The organism is Pinisolibacter sp. DMC100 (assembly GCF_056313705.1).
Window position 1 is genome coordinate 563392 of record NZ_JBQUZT010000001.1, and the last position, 17659, is coordinate 581050.

Here is a 17659-nt window from a genome sequence, read left to right on the forward strand (position 1 = left end):
AGAGCCGTATATCGGCCGTCAGGGAGTGAGAAGATGAGCAACGAAGCCAAGACCAAGTCCGGACTGACCCGCCGTAGCCTGCTGGCCGCCGGCGCCGCCCTGCCGATGATCACCATCATCTCGCGTCGGGGCGACGCGGCGGAATTCTCCTGGAAGTACGCCACCGGTCAGGATCCGACGCATCCGATCAACACCCGCGCGCAGGAAGCGATCGACAAGATCCGCGAGGCCTCCGGCGGTCGCATCGACATGAAGCTGTTCCCGGCCAACCAGCTGGGCTCCGACACCGACCTGCTCGCCCAGGTGCGCAACGGCGGCGTCGAGATCTTCAATCTCGCCACCTCGATCATGGCGACGCTGGTGCCGGCGGCCGGTATCGTCAACACCGGCTTCGCCTTCCCCGACTACGACCACGTCTGGAAGGCGATGGACGGCGCGCTCGGCAAGTACATCGCCGAGCAGATCGCCAAGGTCGGCCTCTTCGCCCCGGCCAAGGCCTGGGACAACGGCTTCCGCCACATCACCTCGTCGACCCGTCTGATCAAGACGCCCGACGATCTGAAGGGCTTCAAGATCCGCGTCCCGCCGGCGCCGATGCTGACTTCGGTGTTCAAGACGCTCGAGGCCGGCGCCACGCCGATCAACTTCAACGAGCTCTACTCCGCGCTCCAGACCAAGGTGGTCGAGGGCCAGGAGAACCCGCTCGCCATCATCGCCTCGACCCGCCTCTACGAGGTGCAGAAGTCCTGCTCGATGACCGGTCACGTCTGGGACGGCTACTACCAGCTGTTCAACCGTCGTGCCTGGGGCGCTCTGCCGGACGACCTCAAGGCGATCGTGGTGCGTGAGCTCGACGCCGCCGGCGCCAAGCAGCGTGCCGACATCGCCGCGCTGTCGGAGAGCCTGCGCAAGGATCTGACCGCCAAGGGCATCGAGTTCGTCGACGTCGACCGCGGTCCGTTCCGTGACGCTCTCGCCAAGACGACCTTCTACAAGGACTGGAAGGAAAAGTACGGCGCCGAGGCCTGGGGTCTGCTCGAAGCCGCCGTCGGCAAGCTCGGGTGAACGCCATGTCCCACGGAGCCACCGACGTGGCCGCAGCGAGCGCGGGGCAACCCGCGCTCGGATGGCGGCGGGCCGTAGCCACGGCCGAGACGATCCTGGCGCGGGCGATCGAGATTCCGGCCGCGCTCCTGGTGATCGCCGAGATCGGCGTCCTGCTGTTCGGCGTCACCATGCGCTACCTCTTCCACTCGCCGATGGTGTGGACCGACGAACTCGCCGCCGTGCTCTTCATCTGGCTGGCGATGTTCGGCTCGGCGATCGCGCTCTATCGTGGCGAGCACATGCGCATGACCGCGCTGGTCTCGCGCTCGAAGATCGAGACCCGCGCCTTCCTCGAGGTCCTCGCCATCGCCGCGCCGCTGGTCTTCCTGGCGGCGGTGGTCCACCCCGGCATCGAATATGCCGAGGACGAGATGTTCGTGACGCTGCCGGCGCTCGACATCCCCAACACCTGGAAGGCGGCGGCGCTGCCGATCGGCTACGTGCTGATGGGCGTGCTCTCGGTCCTTCGCCTGCTCAAGGTCGCCTCGATCGGCCGCTTCCTCGCCGCTGCCGCCATCGTCGGCGCGATGATCGGTGTGCTGTGGCTGGCGGCACCCTGGCTGAAGACGATCGGCAACTACAATCTGGTGATCTTCTTCGTCGCCCTCGTCGCGGCTTCCGTCTTCGCCGGCGTGCCGATCGGCTTCTCCTTCGGTCTGGCGACGGTCGGCTACCTGACCTTCGTCACCGGGACGCCGCTCGCCGTCGTGGTCGGCCGCATGGACGAGGGCATGAGCCACCTCATCCTGCTCGCCGTGCCGCTCTTCGTCTTCCTCGGTCAGCTGATCGAGATGACCGGCATGGCCAAGGCGATGATCCAGTTCCTGGCGGGTCTGCTCGGCCACGTCCGCGGCGGTCTCTCCTACGTGCTGGTCGGCGCCATGTATCTGGTCTCCGGCATCTCCGGTTCGAAGGCCGCCGACATGGCCGCCATCACGCCGGTGCTGTTCCCGGAGATGATCAAGCGCGGCGCCAAGCCCGGCGACCTCGTCGCCCTGCTCGCCGCCACCGGCGCCCAGACCGAGACCATCCCGCCCTCGCTGGTGCTCCTCACCATCGGTTCGGTGACCGGCGTGTCGATCGCCGCCCTCTTCACCGGCGGCATGCTGCCCGGCATCGTGCTCGGCGTCACGCTCTGCGTGCTGGTGTTCTGGCGCTATCGCAACGACGACCTGTCGGGCGTAGTCAAGCCGTCGAAGAAGGACCTCGCCCGCTGGGCCGCCATCGCGGTGCCCGCCATCGCCCTGCCGTTCCTGATCCGCGCCGCGGTGATGGAGGGTGTCGCGACCGCCACCGAGGTCTCCACCATCGGCGTCGTCTACTCGGTGATCGTCGGCATCTTCGTCTACCGCCAGTTCGAATGGCGGCGGCTGGGGCCGATGCTGATCGACACGGCGAGCCTCTCCGGCGCGATCCTGCTGATCATCGGCGCGGCCACCGCCATGGCCTGGTCGCTCACCCAGTCGGGCTTCTCCCACGACCTCGCCAAGGCGATGTCGAGCCTGCCGGGCGGCGCCTTCTCCTTCATGGTGGTGTCGATCGTCGCCTTCATCATCCTCGGCTCGGTGCTGGAAGGCATTCCCTCGATCGTCCTCTTCGGACCGCTGCTCTTCCCGATCGCCCGTCAGATGGGCATCCACGAAGTGCACTACTCGATGGTGGTGATCCTCTCCATGGGCGTCGGCCTCTTCGCTCCGCCCTTCGGTGTCGGCTACTACTGCGCCACCGCCATCGGCGGCGTGAACCCGGACGAGGGCATGAAGCCGATCGTCGGCTACATGCTGGCCCTGCTGGTCGGCCTCGCCGTCGTCGCCGCGGTTCCCTGGATCTCGATCGGCTTCCTCCCGAGCTGATCCCCTGCCCGGACCGCCTTCTCCCGGGGCGGTCCGGGCCCCCTTTCTCCCCTTCGAACCCGTCCTCCTTCGCCCGGCCGTCCGGTGCGAGAACGGAAGAGGCATGCCATGACCCGCCACGAACCCCGCACCGCAACCGCCGTCGCCGCCGATCCCGCGCGGATGGCCGACGCGATCCGTTTCCTCGCGGTCGACGCCATCCTGAAGGCGGGCGAGGGCCATCAGGGCGTGCCGCTCGGCATGGCCGAGATCGCCACCGTCCTGTGGACCCGCCACATGCATTTCGATCCGGCCGCGCCGACCTGGTTCGACCGCGACCGCTTCGTCCTCTCCAACGGCCACGGCTCGACGCTGCTCTACGCGCTGCTCGCCCTGACCGGTCACGAGAAGATCGACGTCGAGGCGATGAAGGCCTTCCGCGAGCTCGGCGCCCACTGCGCCGGCCACCCCGAATACGACCCCGCCGCCGGCATCGAGGTGACCACCGGCCCGCTCGGCCAGGGCATCGCCAACGCCGTCGGCATGGCGATCGCCGAGGAACAGCTGCGCGCGCGCTTCGGGTCGGATCTGGTCGACCATCGCACCTGGGCCTTCGTCGGTGACGGCTGCCTGCAGGAAGGCGTCGGCCAGGAGGCGATCCAGCTCGCCGGCCACCTGCGCCTCGGCCGCCTGACCTTCTTCTGGGACGACAACGCCATCACCGACGACGGTTCGACCACGCTGTCGATCTCCGAGAGCGTTCCCGACCGCTTCCGCGTCGCCGGCTGGCACGTCGTCGAGATCGACGGCCACGACGTCGAGGCGGTGGATGCCGCCATCACGCTGGCCAAGGCCGATCCGCGTCCCTCGATGATCGCCTGCCGCACCGTGATCGCCCGCGGCATCGACCGGCTCGAGGGCAAGCGCGGCGGCCATTCCGGCAAGCTCTTCCCGGCCGACCGCGAGGCCATGGCCGCCCGCTTCGGCTGGACCGACGAAGCCTTCGGCGTGCCCGCCGACATCGCCGCCGCCTGGCGCGCCGCCGGTCTCGCCGGCGCCGAGAAGCGTCGGGCGCACCGGGCGCGTATCGAGCGCACCGCGTCCGCCGTCGTCGCCGAGTTCGAACGCGTCGTCGCCGGCCGCCTCCCCGAGGGCTGGCGCGCCATGCTCCACGACCTCAAGGCGCGTTGGGCGGCCGAGGGTCGCGAGGACTTCTCGATCCAGGCATCGAGCGACGTCGCCTCGCAGCTCTACGACCGTCTGCCCGAGATGCTGGTCGGCTGCGCCGACCTCGAGGCGCCGACCAACCACAAGCGCCAGCTCACCGCCTTCACCGCGGAGGATCGTCAGGGCCGTTACGTCCATTGCGGCGTGCGCGAGCACGTCATGGGCTCGGCCGCCAACGGCATGGCGGCGCACGGCGGCGTCGTGCCCCTCGCCGTCACCTACCTGCCCTTCTCCGACTACGAACGTCCGGCGATGCGCATGGCGGCGCTGATGGGCGTGCCGGTGAAGTTCGTCTTCAGCCACGACAGCATCGGCATCGGCAAGAACGGCCCGACCCACCAGCCGGTCGAGATCATCGCCTCGCTGCGCGCCATGCCCAACATGACGGTGATGCGGCCTGCCGACCCGATCGAGACGATCGAGTGCTGGGAGTGGGCGCTCGAGCATCGCACCGGCCCGGTGGCGCTGGTCTTCGCCCGCCAGGTCGTGCCGGCGCTGCGCACCGACGGGGCGGCCGAGAACCGCTCCGCCCGCGGTGCCTACATCCTGCAGGACGCCGCCTGCGGTCCGCGCCGGGCGACGATCTTCGCCACCGGTTCGGAAGTGTCGATCGCGGTCGCCGCCCGCGCCGTGCTCGAGGCCGAAGGCGTCGGTACCGCCGTCGTCTCGATGCCGTCCTGGGAGCTTTTCGAGGCGCAGCCGGCCGACTATCGTGCCGCGGTGATCGGTCGCGGCACTGTCCGCGTCGCGGTCGAAGCGGCGATGAAGTTCGGCTGGGAGCGCTGGATCGGCGAGGACGGCGGCTTCGTCGGCATGTCGTCCTTCGGTGCCTCCGGCCCGGCGGACGAACTCTTCCGCCATTTCGGCATCACGCCCGAGAAGGTCGTCGAGGAAGTGCGGGCCCGCCTCTGACCCGGGACGCCGCCCGTACCGCGGGGCGGTCGCGATCGCGACCGTCCCGTCCTCGACCCGAAGTCCCATGCATCCGCGCGCCGGCGCGCCGACGGAGAACCCCATGCACCGCATCGTCTTTCTCGACCGCGACACGATCGCCCCCGACGTCGTCGTCCGTCGCCCCGACTTCTCCCACGAGTGGATCGAATATGCCCGCACCACGGCGGAGGAGACCTATGACCGGGTGAAGGACGCCACCATCGTCCTCGTCAACAAGGTCAACCTGCGCGAGGACCTCCTCGCCCGTCTGCCGAAGCTGAAGCTGATCGCGGTCGCCGCCACCGGCTACGACTGCGTCGACGTCGCCGCCGCCAAGGCCCGCGGCATCACCGTGTCGAACATCCGCGGCTATGCCAAGGCGACCGTGCCGGAGCACACCTTCGCGCTGATGCTGGCGGTCGCCCGCTCGATCGTCCCCTATCGCGCCTCGGTGCTCGCCGGGCGTTGGCAGGAGGCGGCGCAGTTCTGCTACTTCGACTATCCGGCGGTCGACCTCGCCGGCCGTCGTCTCGGCATCGTCGGCGGCGGCGTGCTCGGCGGTCGCGTCGCCGAGATCGCCCGTGTCTTCGGCATGGACGTGGTGATCCACGATCCCAAACCCCCGGTCGTCACCCCGGCGCACATCTCCTTCGACGAGCTGATCGCCACCTCCGACGTCATCACCCTCCACTGCCCGCTGACCGCCGAGACCCGCGGCTTCATCGGCAAGGCGCAGTTCGCGGCGATGCAGAAGAAGCCGATCATCGTCAACACCGCCCGCGGCGGCCTGATCGTCGAGGAGGATCTGCTCGAGGCACTCGACGCCGGTCTCGTCTCCGGTGCCGGTCTCGACGTGACGCTGCCCGAACCGCCGCCGGCCGGCGGCAGCTTCATGCGTCTCGCCGCGCATCCGAAGGTCGTGGTGACGCCGCACACCGCCTGGGCCTCGATCGAGGCGCAGCAGACGCTGACCGACCAGTTGCTCGACAACGTCGAGAACTTCGTCGCGGGCAAGCCGTCGAACGTCGTCGGCTGACCGTCGGGGTTGCGGATTCGGAAGGGCAGAGCGGCGCGCACGGCGCGCCGCCGCCACATTTCAGACGAAAGTCGAAGGCTCTTGGGCCCATGGCCGCGACGCTTCGCCGCCGGCCGACTGCCCCCCGATCCGCCCCCGCCCCGACACGGCCGCCCGACGGCGTGACCTCGCCCGGACGACCGATGACAGCCATTCTCTCGATCACCTTCCCGATCTTCCTGCTGATCCTGGTCGGCTGGGCCGCCACCATCTCGGGCGTCACCTCGGCCGCCAACATCCGCGGCATCGGCGTCTTCGTCATCCGCCTCGCCCTGCCGGCGATGCTCTTCCGTGCGCTGGCCCAACGCCCGCTGATCGAGCTGATCGACGCCCGCTATCTCGGCATCTACGTCGCCGGCTCGCTCTTCGCCTTCGCCACCGTCTTCCTCGGCGCCCGCGTGCTCGCCCGTCGCGACGTCGCCGACGCCTCGATGATGGCGCTCGGCAGTTCGTCGTCGAACAGCGGCTTCATCGGCTATCCGATCGCCGTCATGGTGGTCGGCCACGACGCGCTGATCGCTCTGTCGCTGACGCTCGCCGTCGAGAACCTAGTGATGATCCCGATCGCCCTCGGCCTCGCCGAAGGCGGCACCCGGGCCGGCGAGCCGATCCACCGCATCCTGTTCTTCGTCGCCCGCCGCCTGACGCGCAACCCGATGATCCTCGGCATTCTCGCCGGCTGCGCCGCCTCGGCCGCCGGCTGGCTGCCGCCGGCGCCGCTGATGCGGGCGATCGACCTCCTCGCCGACGCCTCGACCGCCGCCGCGCTCTTCGCCATCGGCGGCGCGCTGGCCGGCCTCCGGCCCTCGGCGGTCGGCCGCGACCTGCCGGCGATCGTCGTCGCCAAGCTGGCGCTGCATCCCTTCGCGGTCTGGGCGGCACTGCACCTCCTGCCGGCCCCGGCGGCGAACTTCCGCACGGCGATGCTGATCTTCGCCGCCTCGCCGATGCTGTCGGTCTATGCGCTGGTGTCGCAGACCTACGGCCACGAGAAACGCGCCGCCGCGGCCCTGCTCGGCGCCACCGCGCTCTCCTTCGTCACCCTGTCGCTGGTCGTCGCCGCCCTCGGCGTGCCCGGCTGAGGCGCCCCTCACATCCCGTCGCGTTCGACGTCGCGGCTCTCGGGCATGGCCTCGACCACCTCGATACCCTTGGCGCGGCAGAGGTCGCGCAGCGGCTGCGAGGTCAGGCAGTCGGTGACGAGCACGTCGATCTGGTCGAACCGGGCGAGCCGGACCGGCGCCACGCGGCCGATCTTCGAACTGTCGGCGACCAGGATCACCCGCCGGGCGTTCTCGATGATCGCCTGCGCCACACGCACCTCGCGATAGTCGAAGTCGAGCAGCGAGCCGTCCTCGTCGATCGCCGAGGCGCCGATCACCGCGGTGTCGACCTTGAACTGGCGGATCAGATCGACCGCCGCCTCGCCGACCACGGCGCCGTCGCCACGGCGGATCGGGCCGCCGGCGACGATCACCTCGAAGGTCTCGAGCCGGCAGAGCTGCATCGCGACGTTGAGGTTGTTGGTGATCACCAGCATGTTCTGGTGACCGACGAGGGCGTTGGCCACCTCTTCCGTCGTCGTGCCGATGTTGATGAAGAGCGAGGTGCCGTCCGGCACCAGCGCCGCCGCCGCCTCGCCGATCGCCCGCTTCTCGTCGAGATCGACGAAGCGCCGTGCCTCGTAGGAGAGGTTGGCGACGCCGGAGGCGATCACCGCGCCGCCGTGGGTGCGCGACAGCACGCGGCGATCGCACAGGTCGTTGAGATCCTTGCGGATGGTCTGCGGCGAGACGTCGAAACGGCGGGCGAGATCGTCGACGCTGACGCGGCCGACCTCGCGGGCGATCTGGACGATGTCGAGCTGTCGTTGCGATAGCGCTTCCGTCGGTGTCATCGCCCGCTCCGTGATGGTCGCCCGCCTTGTTTCATCCGGCTCCGACGCTGTCGAGACCGGATGAATCCGATCTCTCCGGATCGCGCATCAACCCGCCTGCATCGTCCGCACGACCGCCGCCCGCCAGCCGTCGTAGCGCCGGTCGCGCGTCTCGCCGTCCATGTGCGGCGTGAAGCGGCGCTCCAGCACCCAGGATTCGGCGAAGACGTCGGGTTCCGGCAGGAGGCCGGCACCGAGACCGGCGAGATAGGCGGCGCCCAGCGCCGTCGTCTCCATCACCCGCGGCCGGTCGACGGGGGCGTCGAGGATGTCGGCGAGGAACTGCATGGTCCAGTCGGAGGCCGCCATGCCGCCGTCGACGCGCAGGATCGTGTTCGCCGACCCCGCCCAGTCGCGATGCATCGCCTCGATCAGGTCGCGGGTCTGGAAGCCGACGCTCTCGAGCGCCGCGCGGGCGAGCTCGCGCCGCGTCGTGCCGCGCGTCAGGCCGTAGATCGCGCCGCGCGCCTCGGCGTTCCACCACGGCGCGCCGAGCCCGACGAAGGCGGGGACGAGATAGACGTCCTGCGCCGGATCGGCGGTGGCGGCGAGCGCCCCGGTCTCCGAGGCCTCGGCGATGAGGCCCAGCCCATCGCGCAGCCACTGCACCGCGGCGCCGGCGACGAAGATCGAGCCCTCGAGCGCATAGGTGCGTCTGCCGCCGAGCTGATAGGCGATGGTCGTCAGCAGCCGGTTCTTCGAGGCGACCGCCACGTCGCCGGTGTTGAGCAGGGCGAAACAGCCGGTGCCGTAGGTCGACTTCATCATGCCGGGGCGGAAACAGGCCTGACCGACGGTCGCCGCCTGCTGGTCGCCGGCCATGCCGAGGATGGCGACCGAACCGTCGAGCAGATCCGACATGGTGGTGCCGAAGACGGCGGAGGAATCCTTCACCACCGGCAACATCGCCATCGGCACGCGCAGCAGCCGGCACAGCTCCTCGTCCCAGACGCCGCGGTGGATGTCGAAGAGCGCGGTGCGCGAGGCATTGGTGGCGTCGGTCGCATGGACCTCGCCGCCGGTCAGCCGCCACAGGAGGAAACTGTCGACCGTGCCGAAGGCGAGTTCGCCGGCCTCCGCCCGCGCCCTTGCGCCCGGCACCGCGTCGAGGATCCAGGCGATCTTGGTGCCCGAGAAATAGGGATCGATGCGCAGCCCCGTGCGCCCGGCGACCAGCGCCTCGTTGGCGCCGTCTTCGCGCAAGTTCGCGCAGATGTCGGCGGTGCGGCGGTCCTGCCAGACGATGGCCGGATGGATCGCCCGACCGGTCGAGCGCTCCCACACCACCGTCGTCTCGCGCTGATTGGTGATGCCGATGCCGGCGATCTCGGCCGGGCCGATGCCCGCCCGCGCGATCGCCTCGCGCATGGTCGAGACGGCGGTGCGCCAGAGGTCTTCCGGGTCGTGCTCGACCCAGCCGGAGGCGGGATAGTGCTGCGGAAACTCTTCCTGGGCGACCGCCGCGACGGTCAGATCGGCGCGGAAGACGATCGTGCGGGTGGACGTCGTGCCCTGGTCGATGGCGAGGAGATGAAGGCCCATTGGTCGCGTTCCGTCGCTCTTGCGCGTCGATGTCGAGCGCTCCGAGGGGGCGTACCCCCTCGGGCGCCGGGTCGATCGGCGCGGGAGATGGAGGAAACCATGTCTCCCGCGCCGATGCGACGCCGATCAGTTCTTCTTCGGCGGGTTGGCCGGCCAGGACTTGATCAGCGTGTCGTAGTCGACGGTCTCGCCCTTCGGCTTCTCGTTGGCCAGCTTGCGCTGGGGCGCGATGGTGCCGTCCTTCTCGGCCTTGGCGAACCAGTACTCGGCCGTCTCCTTCTTGTTCATCTTCGGACCGCAGGCGCCCTGCACGCCCGACTTCTCGAGACGTTCCATGACGCTGTCCTGGGCGGCGGCGAGGCTGTCCATGGCGGCCTGCGGCGTCTTGGCGCCGGAGGCGGCGTCGCCGATGTTCTGCCACCACAGCTGGGCGAGCTTCGGATAGTCCGGAACGTTGTTGCCGGTCGGGGTCCACTGCTTGCGCGCCGGAGAGCGGTAGAACTCGATCAGGCCGCCGAGCTTCGGCGCGCGGTCGGTGAAGGACTTGTCCCAGATGTCCGATTCACGCGTGAAGGTGAGGCCGACGTGGCTCTTCTTCAGCGACACGACCTTGGAGTTGATGAACTGGAGATAGAGCCAGGCGGCCTTGCGGCGGTCGACCGGGGTCGACTTCAGCAGCGTCACCGAACCGACGTCCTGGTAGCCGAGCTTCATGCCCTCCTTCCAGTAGGAACCGTGCGGCGAGGGGGCCATGCGCCACTTCGGCGTGCCGTCGCCGTTCACCACCGGGATGCCGGGCTTCACCATGTCGGCGGTGAAGGCGGTGTACCAGAAGATCTGCTGGGCGACGTTGCCCTGGGCAGGCACCGGTCCGGCCTCGCCGAAGGTCATGCCGGCGGCCGCCGGCGGAGCGTACTTCTTCAGCCATTCGAGATACTTGGTGATCGAATAGACCGCCGCCGGGCCGTTGGTGTCGCCGCCGCGTTCGACCGAGGAGCCGACCGGGTTGCAGCCCTGCATGCGGATGCCCCACTCGTCGACCGGCAGGCCGTTCGGCAGGCCCTTGTCGCCGTTGCCGGCCATCGACAGCCAGGCGTCGGTGAAGCGCCAGCCGAGCGACGGGTCCTTCTTGCCGTAGTCCATGTGGCCATAGACCTTGACGCCGTCGATCTCCTTGATGTCGTTGGTGAAGAACTCGGCGATGTCCTCGTAGGCCGACCAGTTGACCGGCACGCCGAGCTCGTAACCGTACTTGGCCTTGAACTTCGCCTTGATGTCCGGGTTGGTGAACCAGTCGTAGCGGAACCAGTAGAGGTTGGCGAACTGCTGGTCGGGCAGCTGGTAGAGCTTGCCGTCGGTCCAGGTGGTGAAGGACGTGCCGATGAAGTCCGGCAGGTCGAGCATCGGGTCGGTGACCGCCTTGCCCTCGCCCGCCATCCAGTCGGTCAGGTTGAGCGTCTGATTGTAGCGGCCGTGGGTGCCGATGAAGTCCGAGTCGTTGATCCAGCCGTCGTAGATGTTCTTGCCCGACTGCATCTGCGTCTGGATCTTCTCGACGACGTCACCCTCCTGGATGAGGTCGTGCTTGACCTTGATGCCGGTGATCTCGGTGAAGGCCTTGGCCAGCACCTTCGATTCGTATTCGTGGGTGGTCAGCGTCTCGGAGACGACGTTGATCTCCATGCCGGCGAAGGGCTTGGCGGCATCGGCGTACCACTGGAGCGCCTTCAGCTGTTCCTCCTTCGACAGGGTCGAGGGCTGGAACTCGCTGTCGACCCACTTCTTCGCCTCGTCCATGCCGGCCATGGCACTGGTGGTCATCAGGGCCGCGGCGAGAGCGGCCAGTCCGAGGCGCTTGGTCATCCGTTTCATGTCTTCCTCCCGATGGTGCGCGATCGTTTTCGATGCCGGGGGCGCACCGTCCCGGCTCGTTTTTCGAGCGGCCCGCGGCCTTGGCGGCGGACCGTCTCCTTGCTCGGGCGCGGCCCCTCGGCGAGGTCGCGCCCGAATTCCGCGGACGTCACACGAAGCGGAACACCGCCGCCCCGTAGACGAGGGAAATCAGCGAGCCGATCCACAGCCGCGAGATCTCGACGCCGTCGCGGATCGGCAGCGTCGCGATCGTGTCGGCGCCGAACAGCGCCAGGAACGCGAGGTGGATGAAGGCGGTGCCGAGCAGCGTCACGAACAGTCGGTCGCCGCGCGTCGTCGGAATGCGCAGGATTCCGACCCGTTCGGTCTCCGGAAAGCGGATCGCCAGCACGGTGAGCGTGACGAGTGCGGCGAGGATCGCGGCGTAGAACAGGACGGTCGCGGGCGTCCAGGCCATCCAGGCGATGTCGAACATGGCGCCCTCCTCAGACCCGACCCAGGGCGAAGCCCTTGGCGATGTAGTTGCGGACGAACCAGATCACCAGCGCGCCGGGGATCAGCGTCAGCACGCCGGCGGCGGCGAGCTGGCCCCAGTCCATGCCCGACGACGAGGCCGTGCGGGTCATGATCGAGGAGATCGGCATGTTGTTGGTCAGCGTGCGGGCGAGCAGCAGCTCGACCCACGAGAACATGAAGCAGAAGAAGGCGGCCACCCCGATGCCCGACGCGGTCAACGGCACGAAGATCTTCACGAAGAACCGCGGGAACGAGTAGCCGTCGATGAAGGCGGTCTCGTCGATCTCGCGCGGCACGCCCGACATGAAGCCCTCGAGGATCCAGATCGCCAGCGGCACGTTGAAGATCGTGTGGGCGAGGGCGACGGCCCAATGGGTATCGAACAGGCCGATCGCCGAATAGAGATTGAAGAAGGGCAGGGCGAAGACCGCCGGCGGCGCCATCCGGTTGGTCAGGAACCAGAAGAACAGGTGCTTGTCGCCGAGGAAGCGCCAGCGCGAGAAGGCATAGGCCGCCGGCAGCGCCACCGAGATCGAGATCACCGTGTTCAGCCCGACGTAGATCAGGCTGTCGACATAGCCCATGTACCACGCCGAATCGGTGAAGATGTTGACGTAGTTCTGCGCCGTGAAGTCGCGCGGCCACAGCGTCAGGCCGACGTTGGTGATCTCGGTGTTGGACTTGAAGCTCATGTTGACGAGCCAGTAGATCGGCAACATCAGGAACAGGAGATAGAGGACGAGAAGGACGTTGCGGCCGCGCATGGCTCAGCCCTCCTGCGGACGGTCGGCGTCGAGCTGCGTCATGAGGGTGTAGAACACCCAGCAGACGGTCAGCACGATCAGGTTGTAGACGATGGACATGGCGGCGGCCTTGCCGAGGTCGAACTGGCCGAGGGCGATCTTGACGAGATCGATCGAAAGGACCGTCGTCGAGTTGCCCGGCCCGCCGCCGGTCACCACGAAGGGTTCGGTGTAGATCATGAAACTGTCCATGAAGCGCAGCAGCACGCCGATCACCAGCACGCGGCGCAGCTTGGGCAGCTGGATCGCGGTGAAGACCGCCAGCCGCGAGGCGCCGTCGATGCGGGCGGCCTGATAATAGGCGTCGGGGATCGACTTCAGCCCGGCATAGGCGAGCAGCGCGATCAGGCTGGTCCAATGCCAGACGTCCATGACGACGATGGTGACCCAGGCGGAGAAGACGCCGGCGGTGTAGTTGTATTCGATGCCGAGCCCGTGGTTGACGACCCAGCCGAGCAGGCCGATGTCCTCGCGGGCGAAGATCTGCCAGATCGTGCCGACGACGTTCCATGGAACGAGCAGCGGCAGCGCCATCACCACGAGACAGAGCGCCACCGTCCAGCCCTTGCGCGGCAGGCACATGGCGACGGCGACACCGAGCGGCACCTCGATCGCCAGGATGATCGCCGAGAACAGCAGGTTGCGGCCGAGGCTGTCCCAGAAACGGCCGCCGAGATCGGTCGCGGGGTCGAGCAGCTCCTGGTACCAGCCGATGCCGTTCCAGAAGAACTGGTTGTTGCCGAACGTGTCCTGGACCGAATAGTTCACCACCGTCATCATCGGCACGACGGCGTTGAAGACGACCAGCGCGAAGGCCGGCAGGACGAAGAACCAGGCGGAATGCCGGATGGGCTTGTCCATGGCTCAGTTCTCCCCCGCCACGCGGCGGCTGTCGGCATAGACGTGGACGCGGGCGGGATCGATCGCGATGCGGGCAGTCGATCCGTCGATCGCGATGCCCCGCGGCGCCAGCACCGAGAGCCGGGCATCACCCAGCCGCACCCGGGCGTAGCGGACGCGGCCGAGGTCGTCGATCCGCTCGACGGTGACGGGAAGGCCCTCGCCCGCGGTCATCACCGCATGTTCCGGCCTGACCCCGAGCTCGATCCGCGCGCCCGCGGGCAGACGGTCGTAGCCGTGCACCAGATCGATCGTCGCCGACCCGACGCGCGCCGTCCGGCCGGAGACCTCGGCGGCGAGCACGTTCATGCCCGGCGAGCCGATGAAATGGCCGACGAACGTGTGTTCCGGCCGGTCGAAGAGTTCGTCGGGCCGGCCCGACTGGACCATGCCGCCGTCGTACATGACGACCACCGTGTCGGCGAAGGTCAGCGCCTCGGTCTGGTCGTGCGTCACGTAGATCATGGTGATGTCGAGCTTGCGGTGGATCGCCTTGAGCTTGGAGCGCAGCTCCCACTTCAGCGCCGGATCGATCACCGTCAGCGGCTCGTCGAAGAGGATGGCGGCGACGTCGGGGCGGACCAGACCGCGCCCGAGCGAGATCTTCTGCTTGGCGTCGGCGCCGAGGCCGCGGGCGCGGCGCTTGAGGTCGCCGTCGAGGTCGAGGAGGCCGGCGATCTCGCGGACGCGGGCATCGACCAAGGGTTCGGCGAGCTTCCGGTTACGCAGCGGGAAGGCGAGATTGTCGTAGACCGACATGGTGTCGTAGATCACCGGGAACTGGAACACCTGCGCGATGTTGCGCTTCTCGGTCGGCAGCCGCGTCACGTCGACGCCGTCGAAACGCACCGCGCCGTGCGACGGCGTGACGAGGCCGGAGATGATGTTGAGCAGCGTGGTCTTGCCGCAGCCGGAAGGCCCGAGCAGCGCATAGGCGCCGCCCTGCCGCCAGGTGGTGGTCATCGCCTTCAGCGCGTAGTCGGCTTCCCGTGTCGGGTTCGGCCGGTAGGCGTGGGCGAGATCGACGAAATCGATGCGTGCCATGTTTCGCTCTCGCCTCAATCGATTAGATCGGACGACGGACCGGCGTCCGGCGCGGCGACGAGTCGTCCGTCCGCGTCGAAGACGAACAGCCGTCGCGGATCGATCCGGACCGCCACCGGCGCGCCGGGGGCGATCTCGTGGACGCCGGGCAGCAGCGCCACCCAGTGGAGCGGGCCGGCATGGAAGTGCAGGTAGCTCTCCGATCCGGTGATCTCGGTGACTTCCGCCGCGCCGACCAGCCGGATCGGCTCCTCGGAGATGCCGGCGAGCGAGAGATCGTGGGCCCGTACGCCGATCTGCAGCGTGCCGTCGGGCGCGTTCGCCAGCATGCCGACGGCGGCGACCGGCGCGCCGGTCGGAAGCCGCACCGTATCGCCCTCTTTCTCCACCGTCATGACGTTGAGCGGCGGATCGGAGAAGGTGCGCGCGGCGAAGAGATCGATCGGCCGGCGATAGAGGTCGAGCGTCGGTCCGAACTGAACGAGCCGGCCCTCCGACATCGCCGCGGTCGAGCCGCCGAGCAGCAGCGCCTCGCTCGGCTCGGTCGTCGCATAGACGAAGACGGCGCCGCTCTCGGCGAAGATCCGCGGCAGTTCCTCGCGCAGCTCCTCGCGCAGTTTGTAGTCGAGATTGGCGAGCGGCTCGTCGAGGAGGACGAGGTCGGCGCCCTTGACGATGGCGCGGGCGATGGCGCAGCGCTGCTGCTGACCGCCGGAGAGCTCGAGCGGCGTGCGGTCGAGGAGATGATCGAGACGCAAGGTCGCCGCGGCCGCGCGCACCTTCTCTTCCACCTCGGCCCGGCCGGCGCCGCGAACCCTGAGCGGCGAGGCGATGTTCTCGAAGACCGTCAGGTTCGGATAGTTGATGAACTGCTGGTAGACCATCGCCACCGAGCGCTTGCGCACGTCGACGCCGGTCACGTCGACGCCGTCGACCCACACCCGGCCGGCGGTCGGCACGTCGAGGCCGGCGAGCACGCGCAGCAGGCTGGTCTTGCCCGACAGCGTCGGCCCCAGGACCACGTTCAGCGTGCCGCGTTCGAAGGCCAGGGACACATCGGCGAGATGCGTCTCCCGTCCCACGATCTTCGACACGCCCTCGAGACGCACGCTCACTTCGACACCCTCCCCGTCGCCGCGGCCTCTGCGGACCGCTTTTCGCGAACGTACGCCTCGAGCGCCGCCGCGTCGTCCTGCCCGATCCTCAGACCGAGCTTGGTGCGCCGCCACAGGATGTCCTCGGCGGTGCAGGCCCATTCCTTTTCGATCAGCCAGTCGACCTCGCGTTCGGTGAGATCGGCGCCGAAGCGCCGGCCGAGCCCCGTCTCGTCGGCGACACCGTCGAGGAGACGCGTCGTCTCGGTGCCGTAGGTCGCCACCAGCCGGCGGGCGAGGGCTTCGCCGAGCCAGGGATGGGCGACGCGCAGCGCCGCCTCGAGCGCGGGGCGCCCGTCGACGCCGAAGTCGCCGCCGGGCAGCGGCACGCCGGCCGTCCAGGCGGGCGCCAGGCGCCCGAGCTTCGGCTCGAGCCGCTTCAGCGCGGCCTCCGCGAGACGGCGATAGGTCGTGATCTTGCCGCCGAAGATCGACAGGAGCGGCGCGCCGGCGACCGTGTCGTCGAGATCGAAGACGTAGTCGCGGGTCGCTTCCTTCGCCTCGCTGGCGCCGTCGTCGTAGAGCGGGCGGACGCCGGAATAGGACCAGACGACGTCGTCGCGGCGGATCGGCTCGCGGAAATACTCGCCCGCCGCCGCCAGCAGATAGGCGATTTCGGTCTCGGTCGCATGCACTTCGGCCGGGTCGCCGCGATAGTCGAGGTCGGTGGTGCCGATCAGCGTGAAGTCGCGCTCGTAGGGGATGGCGAAGACGATGCGGCCGTCGGCGTTCTGGAAGATGTAGCAGCGGTCGTGGTCGTAGAGCCGGCGCACCACGATGTGCGAGCCCTGGACGAGGCGCACTTTCGCTTTCGGCTCGCAACCGAGCGCGCCGGAGAGCACGTCGGCGACCCAGGGACCGGCGGCGTTGACGACGGCGCGGGCGCGGATCGTCTTTCGCATCTCCCCGTCGCGCGCCTCGAGTTCGATGGTCCAGCCGTCCGCCCCGCGCGTCGAGCGCACCGCACGGGAGCGCGTCTCGACCACCGCGCCGCGGGCGGCGGCGTCGCGGGCGTTGAGCACCACCAGCCGGGCGTCGTCGACGCGGCAGTCGGAATATTCGAAACCCTTGGTGAAGAGGCCCGGCTTCAGCGGCCCGCCGGCCGCGTCGGCGACGAGATCGAGCGTGCGGGTGGCGGGCAGCAGCTTTCGGCCGCCGAGATGGTCGTAGATGAAGAGGCCGAGGCGCAGGAACCACGCGGGGCGCAGGCCGCGGTGATGCGGCAGCACGAAACGCAGCGGCTCGATCACGTGCGGCGCCATGCGCCACAGGATCTCGCGCTCGAACAGCGCCTCGCGAACCAGCCGGAACTCGTAGTATTCGAGGTAGCGCAGCCCGCCGTGGACGAGCTTCGTCGACCAGGACGAGGTGCCGCTGGCGAGATCGTTCATTTCACAGAGATGGACGGACAAACCCCGTCCCGCCGCGTCGCGCGCGATGCCGCATCCGTTGATGCCGCCGCCGATCACGGCAAGGTCGTAGACCTCGGCCATGCCGATCCTCCTCCGTGAATTTCCGTCCCCTCCCATGGTCGTTGCCATGGAATTTTTGTTGTGTGATTTTCTATTTGCCGCGCGAAACGAAGTCAATCGAAAATGAAAACGCCCTTTCCGAATTTTCCGTGATCGCCGTGGCGGCCGGGGACGGGCGGGGCTCGGCGTCGATCCCCTGTTGCTCCCCCGCCGCGACCGCAGCAATATCCCCCCGCGCCGCCGCCC

At 68.7% G+C, this 17659-nt stretch carries 14 protein-coding genes; 5 read left to right on the forward strand and 9 right to left on the reverse strand.

The window, feature by feature from the left end; translation table 11 throughout:
• The first annotated feature begins 33 nt into the window (after positions 1-33).
• From ACT541_RS02680 to ACT541_RS02700, 5 genes are all read left to right on the forward strand, one after another.
• Positions 34-1065: a TRAP transporter substrate-binding protein gene (locus ACT541_RS02680; RefSeq protein WP_476134060.1), complete on the forward strand. Its 1032-nt coding sequence runs from the start codon at positions 34-36 to the stop codon at positions 1063-1065.
• 5 nt (positions 1066-1070) lie between these two features.
• Complete coding sequence (locus tag ACT541_RS02685; RefSeq protein WP_476134061.1) at positions 1071-2960, forward strand: TRAP transporter large permease; 1890 nt, start codon at positions 1071-1073, stop codon at positions 2958-2960.
• 108 nt (positions 2961-3068) lie between these two features.
• Complete coding sequence (locus ACT541_RS02690) at positions 3069-5078, forward strand: transketolase family protein (protein WP_476134063.1); 2010 nt, start codon at positions 3069-3071, stop codon at positions 5076-5078.
• Between the two features lie 103 nt (positions 5079-5181).
• The gene (locus ACT541_RS02695; RefSeq protein ID WP_476134064.1) at positions 5182-6135 is read left to right on the forward strand and encodes a D-2-hydroxyacid dehydrogenase; all 954 of its coding nucleotides are present in this window, start codon (positions 5182-5184) and stop codon (positions 6133-6135) included.
• Positions 6136-6317: 182 nt separating this feature from the next.
• Entirely contained in the window at positions 6318-7256 is a 939-nt protein-coding gene (locus ACT541_RS02700) for an AEC family transporter (RefSeq protein ID WP_476134066.1), read from the forward strand.
• A gap of 8 nt (positions 7257-7264) precedes the next feature.
• On the opposite strand, the gene ACT541_RS02705 is transcribed toward ACT541_RS02700, so the two are convergent.
• The 9 genes from ACT541_RS02705 to glpD all read right to left on the reverse strand — a co-directional run bounded on the left by ACT541_RS02705 (position 7265) and on the right by glpD (position 17434).
• Positions 7265-8071, reverse strand: a complete 807-nt coding sequence (locus tag ACT541_RS02705) for a DeoR/GlpR family DNA-binding transcription regulator (protein ID WP_476134067.1) — start codon at positions 8069-8071, stop codon at positions 7265-7267.
• Positions 8072-8158: 87 nt separating this feature from the next.
• Positions 8159-9652 (reverse strand): glycerol kinase GlpK, encoded by a 1494-nt coding sequence (glpK, locus tag ACT541_RS02710; protein ID WP_476134069.1) that lies wholly within the window; start codon positions 9650-9652, stop codon positions 8159-8161.
• A 126-nt stretch (positions 9653-9778) separates the two neighbouring features.
• On the reverse strand, positions 9779-11515 hold the full coding sequence (locus ACT541_RS02715) for an ABC transporter substrate-binding protein (RefSeq protein ID WP_476136012.1): 1737 nt from the start codon (positions 11513-11515) through the stop codon (positions 9779-9781).
• Positions 11516-11672: 157 nt separating this feature from the next.
• Positions 11673-11999 (reverse strand): DUF2160 domain-containing protein, encoded by a 327-nt coding sequence (locus ACT541_RS02720; protein ID WP_476134071.1) that lies wholly within the window; start codon positions 11997-11999, stop codon positions 11673-11675.
• 10 nt (positions 12000-12009) lie between these two features.
• A complete protein-coding gene (locus ACT541_RS02725) occupies positions 12010-12804 on the reverse strand; it encodes a carbohydrate ABC transporter permease (RefSeq protein ID WP_476134073.1) in 795 nt (264 codons plus the stop codon).
• A 3-nt stretch (positions 12805-12807) separates the two neighbouring features.
• Positions 12808-13704 (reverse strand): carbohydrate ABC transporter permease, encoded by an 897-nt coding sequence (locus ACT541_RS02730; protein ID WP_476134074.1) that lies wholly within the window; start codon positions 13702-13704, stop codon positions 12808-12810.
• A gap of 3 nt (positions 13705-13707) precedes the next feature.
• The gene (locus tag ACT541_RS02735) at positions 13708-14787 is read right to left on the reverse strand and encodes an ABC transporter ATP-binding protein (protein ID WP_476134076.1); all 1080 of its coding nucleotides are present in this window, start codon (positions 14785-14787) and stop codon (positions 13708-13710) included.
• Positions 14788-14801: 14 nt separating this feature from the next.
• A complete protein-coding gene (locus ACT541_RS02740) occupies positions 14802-15902 on the reverse strand; it encodes an ABC transporter ATP-binding protein (RefSeq protein WP_476134077.1) in 1101 nt (366 codons plus the stop codon).
• Positions 15899-17434, reverse strand: a complete 1536-nt coding sequence (gene glpD, locus ACT541_RS02745; RefSeq protein WP_476134079.1) for a glycerol-3-phosphate dehydrogenase — start codon at positions 17432-17434, stop codon at positions 15899-15901. Before glpD ends, ACT541_RS02740 begins: the two co-directional genes overlap by 4 nt.
• Between the last annotated feature and the right edge of the window lie 225 nt (positions 17435-17659).

What these genes read in the sequence shown, in the direction of transcription:
- ACT541_RS02680 (WP_476134060.1), top strand. Translation starts at nt 34, where the DNA reads ATGAGCAACGAAGCCAAGACCAAGTCCGGACTGACCCGCCGTAGCCTG.
- ACT541_RS02685 (WP_476134061.1), top strand. Translation starts at nt 1,071, where the DNA reads ATGTCCCACGGAGCCACCGACGTGGCCGCAGCGAGCGCGGGGCAACCC.
- ACT541_RS02690 (WP_476134063.1), top strand. Translation starts at nt 3,069, where the DNA reads ATGACCCGCCACGAACCCCGCACCGCAACCGCCGTCGCCGCCGATCCC.
- ACT541_RS02695 (WP_476134064.1), top strand. Translation starts at nt 5,182, where the DNA reads ATGCACCGCATCGTCTTTCTCGACCGCGACACGATCGCCCCCGACGTC.
- ACT541_RS02700 (WP_476134066.1), top strand. Translation starts at nt 6,318, where the DNA reads ATGACAGCCATTCTCTCGATCACCTTCCCGATCTTCCTGCTGATCCTG.
- ACT541_RS02705 (WP_476134067.1), bottom strand. Translation starts at nt 8,071, where the DNA reads ATGACACCGACGGAAGCGCTATCGCAACGACAGCTCGACATCGTCCAG.
- glpK (WP_476134069.1), bottom strand. Translation starts at nt 9,652, where the DNA reads ATGGGCCTTCATCTCCTCGCCATCGACCAGGGCACGACGTCCACCCGC.
- ACT541_RS02715 (WP_476136012.1), bottom strand. Translation starts at nt 11,515, where the DNA reads ATGACCAAGCGCCTCGGACTGGCCGCTCTCGCCGCGGCCCTGATGACC.
- ACT541_RS02720 (WP_476134071.1), bottom strand. Translation starts at nt 11,999, where the DNA reads ATGTTCGACATCGCCTGGATGGCCTGGACGCCCGCGACCGTCCTGTTC.
- ACT541_RS02725 (WP_476134073.1), bottom strand. Translation starts at nt 12,804, where the DNA reads ATGCGCGGCCGCAACGTCCTTCTCGTCCTCTATCTCCTGTTCCTGATG.
- ACT541_RS02730 (WP_476134074.1), bottom strand. Translation starts at nt 13,704, where the DNA reads ATGGACAAGCCCATCCGGCATTCCGCCTGGTTCTTCGTCCTGCCGGCC.
- ACT541_RS02735 (WP_476134076.1), bottom strand. Translation starts at nt 14,787, where the DNA reads ATGGCACGCATCGATTTCGTCGATCTCGCCCACGCCTACCGGCCGAAC.
- glpD (WP_476134079.1), bottom strand. Translation starts at nt 17,434, where the DNA reads ATGGCCGAGGTCTACGACCTTGCCGTGATCGGCGGCGGCATCAACGGA.